Consider the following 12,901-nt stretch of genomic DNA (forward strand, 5'->3'; position numbering starts at 1 on the left):
TTAATCGAGTGGTCGCGACTGAACGCCTTCAAAACTAATTTTCACCGGTTTGATCAAACCGTTTTCGCCAAAGTACATGAGATCGATACAGGTTTCACGGTGGTTTCCGTCAGTTTCACCCAATGGCCGGCGATGATAAACAATGTAATATTCATCGGTTCCCGGAATATGAATTACGGAATGGTGCCCTGCTCCTGTTGCCACATTCGGATCCTGCTTCAATATCTTTCCAATTCTTTTAAACGGGCCAAAAGGCGAATCGGCAATGGCATAAGCCACACTGTAATCCGGGCCGGTCCAGCCACCTTCGCTCCACATAAAATAATACTTGTCATTGCGGATAAACATAAACGGGCCTTCAACATATCCTTCGGGCGTGATCTCCTTAAAAGTGATTCCATCTTCAAAGGGCACAAAGCCTGTAAAGTCGTCTTTCATTTTGGCAATATTGCAATGTCGCCAACCGCCGTAAATCATATAATACTGGCCGTCTTTATCGTGGAACACATACTGGTCGATAGGTTGTGCACCGTTATGAAATTTATCGAGCAGCGGTTTCCCGAGATAATCTTTGTAAGGTCCTTCGGGTTTATCAGAAACGCCAATTCCAATTCCACCTTCTTCATTATCGTTTTGAATATCGTTGGCAGCAAAAAACAGGAAGTATTTTCCATCTTTTTGAACAATGGCCGGAGCCCACATCGCACGCCAGGCCCACTTCACGGCAGTTGTGTCAATAATTCGTTCGTGTTTTTCCCAGCTTACCAGGTCTTTTGAAGAAAAGCAATCCATAAAAACCTGTTCGTTGTATGGCGCTGAGTACGTCGGATAAATCCAGTATTCGTTGCCAAAAACAATTCCTTCGGGATCGGCGTACCAGCCTTCAAAAACAGGATTATGGTTGTTGCCAACTCTCTTCTGAGCTTCTGTTTTAACAGACAGCAAACTCAAGCAAAAAAACAATAGTGCAAGGTTTCTCATATCTTTATTCTTCATAATCGAGCCAAACTTTCATTCTTCCTTCTTCTCGGTTATCCCACGCAAAATAAGGGATCATGGTAAAATTCGCATCACCGGTTTTTCCTTCAATTTCTAACATTCCATCCAGTTTTCCGGAAGCTTTCGTGGTTTTCAAAGTACTGGTTTTCGATAACTGAATTTTATCCCATTCTTTGTTGCTCTGATCGCTTTCTTCCACGCAATATACCAGCGGCCCTCGTTGGATGGCACGTTTGCCTACATTCGCTTCTACCCGTGGATCAGCTGCGACCACTTCCACCGGCATATCAAGAACAAGCGATAGTTTATCTCCCTTTTTCCAGTTTCTTTCCATAGCGACATAACCATTTTCTTGTTTACTTACTTTTTGTTTATTCCCATTTACTGAAAGCGAAAAACTATTACACCATCCCGGAATTCTCAAATTCACAGGAAAAATAGCTTCGTTATCAGGTTTAATCTCCATCTCGATGTTTCCGTCCCAGGGATAATTAGTATGCTGAACAAGCACAAGTTTTGTATTGCCAACTTTCATCTCAGCAGTACTTCCAACGTACAAGTTTACAAACACTCCTTTTTCATCGGAGGTGGCATAAATATAACTCCCCACAGAAGGTAAAAATCGCGAAACATTGCTGGGGCAGCAGGCACATCCGTACCAGGCACGGCGATGATGATGGCCTTCGGATTCCAGCGGATTTACATAAAAAAACAGGTCGCCTTCAAGTGAAACACCTGCCAGCACACCATTATACATCGAGCGTTCCATTACATCGATATATTTGGCATCCTGCGAAAACAGGTTCATGCGCTTGTTCCACAAAACCATCCCTATCGAGGCGCAGGTTTCACAATAAGCTTCCTTGTTCGGAAGGTCATAGTCCTTCGAAAAACCTTCATTCGATCCTGAACTTCCAATTCCTCCGGTGATGTACATATTCCTTTCCACCACATCTTCCCAAACACGTTCGAGTGCCGCAACATATTCCGGCAGATCCTTTTCAGCAGCCACATCCGCCATTCCTGAAAACAGGTACATAGCGCGTACAGCGTGTCCTTTTATATCCGAAATTTCAGAAACCGGAACATCATCCTGGCAATAAGCAGGGCCCCAATCCTTGTTGTCCCAAATAGCACCTTTGCCGTAACCATGACCGCGTTCTTCGAGCAGCCAGTAAGAAAGATCGAGGTATTTTTGATCTCCGGTTTCGTGGTAGAGTTTTACTAAAGCAAGTTCAATTTCTTCGTGCCCGGGCACCCAGTGCTTTTTTCCGGGACCGAACTTATTACAAAGGTAATCGGAAAAGTTGGTAGCCACAGTCAAGAAAGTGGTTTTACCGGTAGCTTTATGATGAGCAACGGCCGCTTCGATCATATGACCACCGCAGTACATCTCGTGTTTTTCCATGTCGGTCCACCGTTCATCCGGATGATTCAGAGTATAAAAAGTATTCAGATAACCATCCGGTTGCTGAGCTTTGGCAATGTAAGCGATCCACTTGTCGAGCAGCGCCTCAAGTTCCGGATTTGGATTATTTATCAGGGAATAAGCAATGCCTTCCATGGCTTTATATACATCCGAATCATCAAAATAAATCCCCTCGTGTCCGCCTTCCAAGAATCCGGCGGCCTTTATAAAATTATTGATGCGTTCGGTTGAATCCTGAGTTTGAGCGATACAGGTCACTAAAGTTGCATTCGCATGCGCTTTTAGGCGAGCATTCCAGAATTGATCGGTAATCTTTACCTGGTTAAACGGCACCGGTTGAGTAGAGTAAGATTGAGCAAGGGCATTTACACCTGTCAGAATGGCAAACAGAAACACTGCAGTTTTTATAAATATTTTCATTGATCAGTTATTTGAAAGATTAGTCCGTTGAATTTACAAATTACAACTGATTCTTCCCCTATTTCTCATTCGTTGTAGGTCCGTTAAAGATCAACTTGCACTGGCATTGATAAAATTTCATTTTTACTCTTCGCTATCCCAATTGCTGCTAAGAACGCTTAGATGGCCTTGGCTGAAGTAAAACATGACTCGGGATTTGAAATTGATTCCATTCTTTAAGCTAGCCAGTTATTTGAGCTACAAGTATAAACAAAAACAGTTTAAATCGAAATGATGGCTGATATTGAATATCTCACTTTTTAAAAACAAAGAAATGAATTATGGAATGCAACTTCTACACAACAGTCAACTAAATAACCCATAAAAAAAGGCTGCATCCACTAAGATACAGCCTACTACATTCTTGAGTAAATCCTATTTCCAACCAGTTACTTTATTCCTGTTCCTTCAATGGTTTGAATGGTACCATCTTCGTTATAATTTAACTCCACTACTTTCATACTGCGCAACCAGGTAAGGCCTCCCGATGGAACGCTGTCGTGGTGAAACAAATACCACTTGCCCTTAAATTCAACAATCGAATGGTGGGTAGTCCAGCCAACCACTGGTGTCAAAATCACCCCCTGATATGTAAATGGTCCGTATGGATTGTCGCCGGTGGCATAACACAGTTTGTGTGTATTTCCGGTGGAGTACGAAAAGTAATATTTTCCCCTGTATTTATGCATCCACGAGGCTTCGAAGAACCGACGGTCGTGATCGCCTGCTTTTATCGGTTCGCCATTTTCATCGAGGATAACAACAGCTTTTGGCTCTTCACCGAATTCAAGCATGTCGTCGCCTAATTTGGCAACACGCGCCGGAAGTGCCGGTTCATCATCTGCTGGTTCCTGACCGCACTCAATGGCTTTGTTATTGCGGTAACGCTGTAGCTGCCCGCCCCATAATCCGCCAAAATACATATAATGGCTGCCATCCTCATCTTCAAAAACACAGGGATCGATGGAGTAACTTCCTTTTATTGGTGCATCCTGCGGAATAAACGGACCTTCAGGTTTATCGCCGATTGCCACTCCAATTCTGAAAATATCGGTTTTATCTTTAAGGGGAAAATACAGGTAATATTTGCCCTTTTTATAGGCGCAATCGCTGTCCCACAACTGGCGCCCCGACCAGGGAATGTCTTTTACATCGAGCACCACACCATGATCAGTCACCTCGCCCTCAACATCATCCATCGAAAAAACATGGTAATCACGCATGTCGAAATGATCACCCAAATCGTTTTCAGGAATGCCTGATTCAATGTCGTGCGAGGGATAGATATAGATTTTCCCGTTAAAGACATGTGCAGCCGGATCGGCGGTATACAGCTTATCGACTAAATACCTTGGTTTCTTCATTCTAAACATCTTTAAAACCCGGGAGCCAAGGCGTACCATAGCTCCCGGGAAATCATAACTAAACTACTTACTACTAATACTCTGGTTTCTGTGCTTCTTCAATTAACTTACTTACTATGCTTTTGGGTTGATAGTCACGGTCGAACAAAAGTGGATAATCCGTGCGCCCCGGAACCGGGAAATTATTTTTCCACGAAGTGCCATCTGAAACGCCCCACAACGTTACACGTGAAATTACATCTGAGTGTTTCAGGAACAAACTAAAAAACGAAAGCATCCTGTTGTCCCATTTCTCCATTTCATTGTGCGGCACTCCTTCGGTGTAAGGATTGAGTTGTTGCTGATACTCGAAACTTGTGGCGATGTCGGCACCAACATCACGACGTGGATGTGGCAAAATCGACATGTCCAGTTCTGTGATCATTACTTTCATTCCCTCATTGCCATAGGCTTCAATAGCTGTTTCGTATTCGTCGAGCGAAGGACTGTCCATACCAATGTGTCCCTGCATTCCGATTCCATCGATACGAATTCCTTCGGCCTTAAAATCGCGAACCATTTTAACAACGGCATCTCGTCTTCCCGGATACCATTCGTTATAATCGTTGTAATACAGTTCGGCTTCAGGATCGGCTTCATGGGCAAACTGAAAAGCCAGCTTCACAAAGTCTTCACCAACAATCTGGTAAAATTTGCTTTTCCTCCAGCTTCCGTCTTCCATAAAAGCTTCATTCACTACATCCCAGCCTTTCACACGTCCTTTGTAACGTCCGACCACTGTGAAAATATGTGTTTTCATTCGCTCGATCATCACTTCACGCGAAACATCGTTTCCTTCGCTATCGGTAAAAAACCATTTAGGTGCCTGCGAATGCCAGATCAGGCAATGACCGGTAATGAACATATCGTTTTTTTCACCAAAATCGACAAACTGATCGGCCAATGCAAAATCGAACTCTCCTTCGCGGGGTTGAATCTCTTCGCTTTTCATGCAGTTTTCTGCCACTATTGCATCAAACTGCGTTTTAATTACTTCAACTCCGGCACTGTCCTTGCCGGTAATCTGCCACGCATTCATAGCTGTTCCAATGTAAAACTTACCCTTAAAAGCTTCTTTTAAAGTTTCGGGCGCTCGCATCGATGAAATACTGCACGACGTAAGTATGATCGTCATTAGAAAAGACAGTTGATACATTTTGATCCGTTTCATTGTATTTAGTTTTAGATTGATTTCTATTTATTATCTGTTTATCAAACTCTTTTCGACAACAAATCCTGTTGAATTTGAATTTCTTTGTTTTTATTGATCTCGTAGAAAAACAACAATACAACACCAATTAAAAATGGAATGGCGGGATAAATACTCACCAGCATTTTGGCTCCCTGTGCCACGCTTTCGGGCTGAACGAGTTCCTGCCCCGCTGAAACAGCATCTTTCGACACATAACCATAGAGTCCGAGAATTCCGGTAACAATCGCTCCACCAATTGCCAGTCCTGCCTTCAGACCTACCATCATGGCCGAGAAGATAATAGCTGTTGCCCGGCGGTTATTGATCCATTCGGAATAATCGGCCACATCGGCGATCATAGCCCAGAGAATAGGTGTTGTAACTCCGTAGAAAAACATGTGCAGGGCCTGTGCCAGAAACATCAAGCCAACATCTTTGGGATTGTAGAAAAAGAAAGAAATAACAAATAAGGTAGCAATAAACAGTGCAGTCCCAAAAACATCGCGTTTACCAAATTTGTCGGCTAGTTTTCTCGAAACAGCTATCCCAATCATTGAGAAAATTATTCCACCTGCATTAAATAAACCAAAGCCCGCAGACGGCACATCCGATTCAAAAAAGTTTAATCCGATACGGTTAAGAAAATCCAGGATGGGCTGAATAAAACTATGCAGCGCAACTTCATCAACGTAATTATTGAAATAGTAAACATACGATCCACCTTTCATGGCCAGTGTTATAAAAACCAGGATGGTAAGCGTTAGCATGATAATCCATGGCTTGTTTTTAAAGAGGTCGCTTAAATCTTCTTTTATAGTTGATGCCTGCTCCGGTTTGGGAATTATTCGCTCTTTCGTGGTAAGAAATGTGATCAGCAAAAGAACGGTTCCTATAATGGCCATCCAGGTCATTACGGCTTCAATCCCTGCGGCTTTATCGCCTTTACCTACATGCAAAATTATGGGCAACATAAAAACCTGCACAAAGAACTGGGCAAACATCACGGCTGCAAATCGGTACGACGACAAACTGTTTCGTTCCGACATATCGCCCGTTAAAACTCCGCTTAATGCCGAATATGGCAAGTTGTTAGCCGCATAAGTTAAGAGCAGAAGCGTGTAAGTTCCGGCTGCATAAATCAGTTTTCCTTTATACGAAAAGTTAGGCGTGGTAAAAGCCAGCAGAGCAATCACTCCCAAAGGAATGGCGGTAAACAATATCCACGGACGAAATTTTCCCCAGCGTGAATTCGTACGGTCGGCCAAAGCCCCTATTATCGGATTAAAAGCAAAAGCGGCTACCAAACCTACCACCAGCATAATAACCGATGCGTGTTCGTTCTGCAATCCATAAATGTCAGTATAGAAAAAAGCAAGGAAAGTAACCAGGGTTTGAAACACCAGGTTGGCAGCCAGGTCGCCAAGGCTGTATCCAATTTTTTCCAGTACAGAAACTTTCTGTGAAGTCGTATTCATTTCGTTTGGTTTTATTTTTCTATTCCATTCTACACATTTCTCGCACACTTTCGGAAAGGCTCTTTTGCTACTCTCCTTATTTGTGCTTACTCAATTCCTATTCAATCAATAGAATTTTCATGCTTGTAACCTTTTCTCCTGCAATAAAACGGCAAATATAAACGCCACCGTTCATCCTGTTTCCACTATTGTTTCTGGCATTCCAGGTATATTCATGTATCCCGGGATCCAGTTTATTATTTACCAAAGCTGTCACCTCTCGCCCGGCACTGTCCAGTATTTTTAAGCTAACACGCTCTTGTCGGTCTAATTTGAATTGAATTTTGGTTGAAGCGCTAAAGGGATTTGGAAAGCATTTAATCTCAACAGCATCCCGATGAGCAATTGCGTATTCATCGTCGGCGCTGAGCGGAGTATCTTTTACATATTCGGCCAGCCATGTTAATGCAGGCCGCCAACTTCCGTCTGCCCTCACCAAATAACAGGTTTCCTGCCACATCTCGTTTTCGATATATCCCCACAGGGTAATTCCTTTAATTGAAGGATGTTCCCATAGGAGCGGAAAAATTCTTTGATACAATTCCAATTGCTGTTGATCATCAGGTTCGCCCGTATTTCCGAGGTTCCCCAGATCAAGTTCGGTTATGTATATGGGCAAACCGATGGCTGCAATCCTGTTCAAATTAAAATTCAGCATCGAATTTGGCGTACCCTCCAGCGCAAATCTGTGCCCTTGAACACCCACTCCGTCAATTAATCCGCGATCGTTCAACAGGTTGATAATCTCGATATAGGAATTGGTGGCAGAGGTACTGTTTATGATCCCGTAATCGTTAAGCAACAGTTCTGATTCAGGAAAATATTTCCGGGCCAGTTCGAAAGATTTGATCACCCAATCCCATCCGGTTGTACCATCGCCCCCCAGTGCTTCTTTGTAGTTTGCCCTTCCGTTTAAACCATCAGGAGGATTATGACTTTTTAGCGGCTCATTCACCACGTCAACCATATCTGTTTCTGGATAACGCTCTCCACATTTCCTGATCCAGTATTCGATATATTTAAGCTGCTTATCCTGACCAAGACTCGATATCCAGGAGGGTTGTTGTGACCCCCAGATCAAGGTATGCTCCTTAAATAAAATGTTGTTCTCTTTGGAAAAAGCATAAAGTTCATCAAGCCCCGACCAATTCCAGTTTGTAGTATCTATGGTACCGGCAATACTTCCCCATTTCCCTTCATTTCCGGGCGTTAACTGATTCCACATTTTATCAAAAGAACGATCGCTTGAGGATTTCACGTTTCCAAGAAATTTAGGCTTTCCTTCGGCAAGAGGAGGACCGGGATATATTGGTTCTTCCGGCCATTCCACCGAGCCGGGAAGTTCATTGTCCAGTGCTTCAACCGTATAATAGAGATCAGCTTTTCCGAAAGCGATTTTATCTATTTCAAGCCCGTCTTCGCGACTGCCCAATTGAAAAGTAAGGGACAATTGGCTTTCCTCTACCACAAAAGGATCAACGGTGGTTCCAAAGAAATTGTGGGTAATATTTACCCATTTCCATAACTGCGAACCCGCACTTCCTGCTTCGTAAACTACATTTTTAATACCTGTAAATCCGGCACTGGCCATTCCGTTTACCATTACCCAATCGGCACCGTTAGTCAGACTTTTCTCGCCAAATCCCTTCGCACTGAAAAAACTGTCATCGTCGAAACCACCTGCCCCGACACGCATTCTCACAAATAGCTGGTACGACCCTGCACTCTGAAAATTTACCTGGCAAGTGATCACACTTTCTGCACCCTCGGGATAAGACTGGCCGGTGTAGTTTACATTGGTGGCCACGTATGTTACATCGCCATCAGTTTGAACCGAATAATTGCTCCCGACACTTCCCGATTCTGCTTCAACAATAACCGGTTTCTTCCCCAAATCACCGTCGCCTTGAGCAAATGCGGTGTAATTCAACAAAATCCATATCGATATTAAACTAAAAATGTACTTCATCTTCAACTATTTCTTCTGTATTTTATTTTAAGGTTGCAGATCGTTGGCAGCCGTAGCATGCAATCCAATCAGGCAACCGGTAAATCCTCCTGCAACATCGGTCGAAAGTATATCGCCCGAAACAATTCCTCCCAAATTCTTAAAATCAGTTCCATCGCTTGAATAAGCAAACTGATAATCATCTCCATCAGCTTTCACCTGCAAATTGATAGCGCCGTTTAACTCAATTTTTTCGCTGGCTATAAGTGTCGATTTGTGTTCTCCAACTCTTCCGGGCCATTCGTTGCGTACGAGCAAAATATAATATTCATCGCCCTTTTTGGTGATGCCAAATACATAGTTCGATTTTTCGTTTTGCAGACAAACCAGTCCGGCCAGGTCTTTCTCCGATTCCGGAATATATCCCATGGTCGTGGTAAACGAGAATGCTCTGTGCTGCTGACGGTAAAAAAGTGTGGAGGTGGGTTTTACCTCTGTAATGTTCACCTCAAAAGGATGTATCTGCAATCCTTTTTTCGTTTTGGAAATAAAATCTTCACGCGGACCTCTCAATCCAATCCAGCGATAATCGAGATTTTCTGACGAGAAATCCTCGGTGAAAGTAAAGTTTCCATTGGGCAAAAATCCATCTTTTCCCGTTTTGTTTTCAACTCCGTCAGGCATTTTTAGCCTGGGCTCCATCGGGATAAGTCCGTTTATAAAAACCGGGAAATCGCCCGACCAGTCGACCGGTAAAATAAATGTTTCGCGTCCTGTATTTACACGGTCTTTCTCGTTTGGTCGAACTGCCAGAAAAACACCGTAATAGTTATCGTCAGGTCCAACGACCAAATCGGCATGGCCGGCCCATTCAACCCTGTTCAACCTGTTTTTATTCAGGTAACGTTGTGATAATATCGGGTTATTTGGTGCAGGAGTATAGGGGCCGTCAGGTTTGTCGCTTACAAAAATGACTTCGCTGTGCCACCCGCCAGTTCCACCTTCGGCGCACATCAGGTAATAACGTCCGTCTTTTTTGTAAATATGAGGAGCTTCAATCCAAATTGGTTTTTTGGTGATGTCAACACCGCCATCGACAACAATTTTATCGGTGCCCTCTATCACCTGATCTTTCTCCAGGTCGTATTCCCGGATTTTAATCACACGGTGTCCCTGGTACAAGGTTTTCCCGGGATCGGGAGCATCGTTGTGTACCACATAGGCTTTTCCGTCGTCGTCGAAAAACAATGAAGGATCGATGCCTGCAAAGTTCAGTTTGTAGGGTTCGCTCCAACCTTTAAACGGATCTTTTGTTTTCACCACCATGTTACCCAAATCACCCGCCACCTGTGTGGTTATCATATAAAAAGTTTCGTTGTGAGGATTGTAACGGATTGCCGGTGCATACACTCCTCTGCTGATTCCCAGTTTGGCTATTCGCAGTTGTGATTTCCGATCGAGCACATGGCCGATTTGTTTCCAATTGACCAGATCTTTTGAATGAAAAATAGGTACACCGGGAAACATTACAAAGGATGAAGCGACCAGAAAATAATCATCGCCTCTTCTTGTTATGGAAGGATCGGGGTAGCAACCTTGCAGAATCGGGTTGTAAAACTCATCCGCCTCCAATGGGAATTCCTCATAAATTTTATCATTCCCCTGGTATATCGCCTCCAAAAAAACAGGGCTGTTTGTAACCTCGACTTTTGTATTATCCTGCCCAAATCCTATAACAGAGAAGGATAATACAAAAATGACGGTCAGCATCCATTTTTCCGGGCTGAATTCATTCTTCTTCATATAAAAAATAGCTTTCCAGTTTTTTAAAATGTATATCGTTTTGTTTCCAGACGTAGTGCTTAAATGACCACACAGATAAAAATGATTCTGCAGCCATCTTAAACGGTTCACTTTATTCCGGGAACAAGATTTAAGGAATAACTGCCGGTACCGGCAGTTATTCCTTTGTATCTAAAATCAGGTTTTATTATTCACAAGGATCACTGTACTCCGTAACAATTATATTATCGATATAAATTGTTTGAGTTGACTCCCCTGCATCAACTAAGACCCTTACATCCCCTGTTGATGTTTCTTTTGCCTCAAAAACGCGTGTATAATAGGCCCAATCGGTAGTGAGTTCAAAATTGCCCGAATAGAAGAAATCATCGCTTTGACCACTTGCCCATTGCGACGCCGACATTCGGAAGAATCCTTCTTCTCCGGCTGCTTTTGCCCAAAAACTTAATTTGTATTGCTGCCCAACAGTAAGTACTACTCCATCGGCGGCAATTTGTACATCCCATGGATTTCCACCTTTACCTACAACTTTCAACGACTTACTACCTTCATAGGCGTCTGCAGTTGTAACTTCAGCATTATCAGGTCCATTAAGTATGGTCCACCCTGTCATATCATCTTCGAATCCACCATTGGCGTACAGGCTTTCTTTAGGCACATATTCTTTCAGGCTTACTGCATCGATGTATAATGTTTGAGTTGACTCACCAGCATCTATCAGAACTTTTACGTCTCCTGTTGAGGTTTCCTTTGCTTCAAAAATGCGCGAATAATAAGCCCAATCGGTAGTGAGATTAAAATTGCCTGAATAGAAGAAGTCATCACTTTGGCCACTTGCCCATTGCGATGCCGACATTCTAAAGAAGCCTTCTTCACCGGCAGATTTTGCCCAGAAGGATACCTCGTATTGTGTTCCGACCACGAGTTCAACTCCATCAGCTGCAACCTGCACATCCCATGGATTTCCACCCTTACCTACAACTTTCAACGATTTCGAACCGCAGTATGCATCAGCAGTGGTAACTTCAGCATTATCAGGACCATTCAAAACAGTCCAGTTGTTCAGATCATCTTCAAAGCTTCCATTCGTTAATAATTCCGGAGAATCGCCAACAGGCACAGAAGCTCCCTGAATCAGGGTTACGTTGTCCACAATAAAAGGAACATCTGTGTATCCCATATCCAATACAATCCTGCTGCCACCTTCCAGTTCCTGTCCGGTAAATGTCCAGGCATATTGTGCCCAGTCGGTGGTAATCTCAACATCTTCGCCGTAGAAATAATCGTCGGGCCACTGAGAAACGGAAACCCTCATTTTGGCTCCATCCTGTTCTCCTTTAGCCAACAGAACAATGGTATATTCCGTATTTGGTATAAGTGCAATTGGATCGCTGGCAAACTGAGTTCTCCACGCATCGCTGGCAGCTCCCACAACTCTAACGGCTCTTCCGTAATAGGCATCTTCGCCGCTTACTTCGGTCATTCCATCGCCACCGTTCAATTTCGTCCAGTTGGCGAAATCATTGCCTGCACCGGCTTCAAGGTTACCGTTAACAATCAGGTTCTCGCCTGCGAAGAACGAGAATTTAGATTTTGAAGTACCATGCATGGTAGTTACCTCCACATTAGCCTGTTCGTAAGGTTCTAAATTAGGAACGGTTACTACAAGCTCGGTTTCAGTGTTTGAAGTTATGGTTGCATCTGCACCACCAATTTTAACCGTCGGGTTGTATTCGGTATTGAAAGACAATCCTCGAATGGTTAATTCCGATCCAACAGCCACTGCCGATGAGCTAATAGACTGAACAACAGGTGTTGGTCTTAACAGTACTTCAAATGCAGTTACCACACGGTATTGTGGCGCAATAACCAAAGTTATAAACGAATTACCAATTTTGGCATCTTCAGGAACAGTCAGGTTCAAGGTACCTCCATCGAAGGTAAACATAGCTTCTTCTGTACCGACAAAAGCAGACTGTACTGTTTCCAGGTTAGAACCCGAGATTGAAACCTCGTCGAGCGGATATGCAGATTCTACACTTAATCCGCTAATATTTACGGTAGCAAATTCATCGTCTTCTTTGCAGCCTGTTGTCAGTAAGGAAACTGACAAAATGCTTAGTAAAAGAATCTTTATATAATTTTTCATATCAA

Annotated in this window: 8 protein-coding genes; all 8 read right to left on the bottom strand. The window is 43.3% G+C overall.

Annotated elements, in window-relative coordinates; all coding sequences use genetic code 11:
* Nucleotides 1-996 carry a glycoside hydrolase family 43 protein gene (locus WFY05_RS19460; RefSeq protein WP_340114596.1) on the bottom strand — a complete coding sequence of 332 codons (996 nt, stop codon included), beginning with the start codon at nucleotides 994-996 and terminating at the stop codon, nucleotides 1-3.
* Nucleotides 986-2,848: a glycoside hydrolase family 127 protein gene (locus tag WFY05_RS19465; RefSeq protein WP_340114597.1), complete on the bottom strand. Its 1,863-nt coding sequence runs from the start codon at nucleotides 2,846-2,848 to the stop codon at nucleotides 986-988. Before WFY05_RS19465 ends, WFY05_RS19460 begins: the two co-directional genes overlap by 11 nt.
* Nucleotides 2,849-3,276: 428 nt before the next feature.
* Nucleotides 3,277-4,251 (bottom strand): glycoside hydrolase family 43 protein, encoded by a 975-nt coding sequence (locus WFY05_RS19470; protein ID WP_340114598.1) that lies wholly within the window; start codon nucleotides 4,249-4,251, stop codon nucleotides 3,277-3,279.
* Nucleotides 4,252-4,324: 73 nt separating this feature from the next.
* Nucleotides 4,325-5,461: an endo-1,4-beta-xylanase gene (locus tag WFY05_RS19475; protein WP_340114599.1), complete on the bottom strand. Its 1,137-nt coding sequence runs from the start codon at nucleotides 5,459-5,461 to the stop codon at nucleotides 4,325-4,327.
* 41 nt (nucleotides 5,462-5,502) lie between these two features.
* The gene (locus WFY05_RS19480) at nucleotides 5,503-6,957 is read right to left on the bottom strand and encodes an MFS transporter (protein ID WP_340114600.1); all 1,455 of its coding nucleotides are present in this window, start codon (nucleotides 6,955-6,957) and stop codon (nucleotides 5,503-5,505) included.
* A gap of 97 nt (nucleotides 6,958-7,054) precedes the next feature.
* Nucleotides 7,055-8,965: an endo-1,4-beta-xylanase gene (locus WFY05_RS19485; RefSeq protein ID WP_340114601.1), complete on the bottom strand. Its 1,911-nt coding sequence runs from the start codon at nucleotides 8,963-8,965 to the stop codon at nucleotides 7,055-7,057.
* Nucleotides 8,966-8,992: 27 nt separating this feature from the next.
* The gene (locus WFY05_RS19490) at nucleotides 8,993-10,747 is read right to left on the bottom strand and encodes a glycoside hydrolase family 43 protein (protein ID WP_340114602.1); all 1,755 of its coding nucleotides are present in this window, start codon (nucleotides 10,745-10,747) and stop codon (nucleotides 8,993-8,995) included.
* 187 nt (nucleotides 10,748-10,934) lie between these two features.
* Nucleotides 10,935-12,896, bottom strand: coding sequence for a carbohydrate binding domain-containing protein (locus WFY05_RS19495; protein ID WP_340114603.1), 1,962 nt, complete (start codon nucleotides 12,894-12,896; stop codon nucleotides 10,935-10,937).
* Between the last annotated feature and the right edge of the window lie 5 nt (nucleotides 12,897-12,901).

The sequence above is a fragment of the Maribellus mangrovi genome, from assembly GCF_037646455.1.
In the GTDB taxonomy this organism is placed as follows: Bacteria; Bacteroidota; Bacteroidia; order Bacteroidales; family Prolixibacteraceae; genus Draconibacterium; species Draconibacterium mangrovi_A.

Excerpts from the sequence above, each read along its gene's own strand:
- WFY05_RS19460 (WP_340114596.1), bottom strand. The coding sequence starts at position 996 with ATGAAGAATAAAGATATGAGAAACCTTGCACTATTGTTTTTTTGCTTG.
- WFY05_RS19465 (WP_340114597.1), bottom strand. The coding sequence starts at position 2,848 with ATGAAAATATTTATAAAAACTGCAGTGTTTCTGTTTGCCATTCTGACA.
- WFY05_RS19470 (WP_340114598.1), bottom strand. The coding sequence starts at position 4,251 with ATGAAGAAACCAAGGTATTTAGTCGATAAGCTGTATACCGCCGATCCG.
- WFY05_RS19475 (WP_340114599.1), bottom strand. The coding sequence starts at position 5,461 with ATGAAACGGATCAAAATGTATCAACTGTCTTTTCTAATGACGATCATA.
- WFY05_RS19480 (WP_340114600.1), bottom strand. The coding sequence starts at position 6,957 with ATGAATACGACTTCACAGAAAGTTTCTGTACTGGAAAAAATTGGATAC.
- WFY05_RS19485 (WP_340114601.1), bottom strand. The coding sequence starts at position 8,965 with ATGAAGTACATTTTTAGTTTAATATCGATATGGATTTTGTTGAATTAC.
- WFY05_RS19490 (WP_340114602.1), bottom strand. The coding sequence starts at position 10,747 with ATGAAGAAGAATGAATTCAGCCCGGAAAAATGGATGCTGACCGTCATT.
- WFY05_RS19495 (WP_340114603.1), bottom strand. The coding sequence starts at position 12,896 with ATGAAAAATTATATAAAGATTCTTTTACTAAGCATTTTGTCAGTTTCC.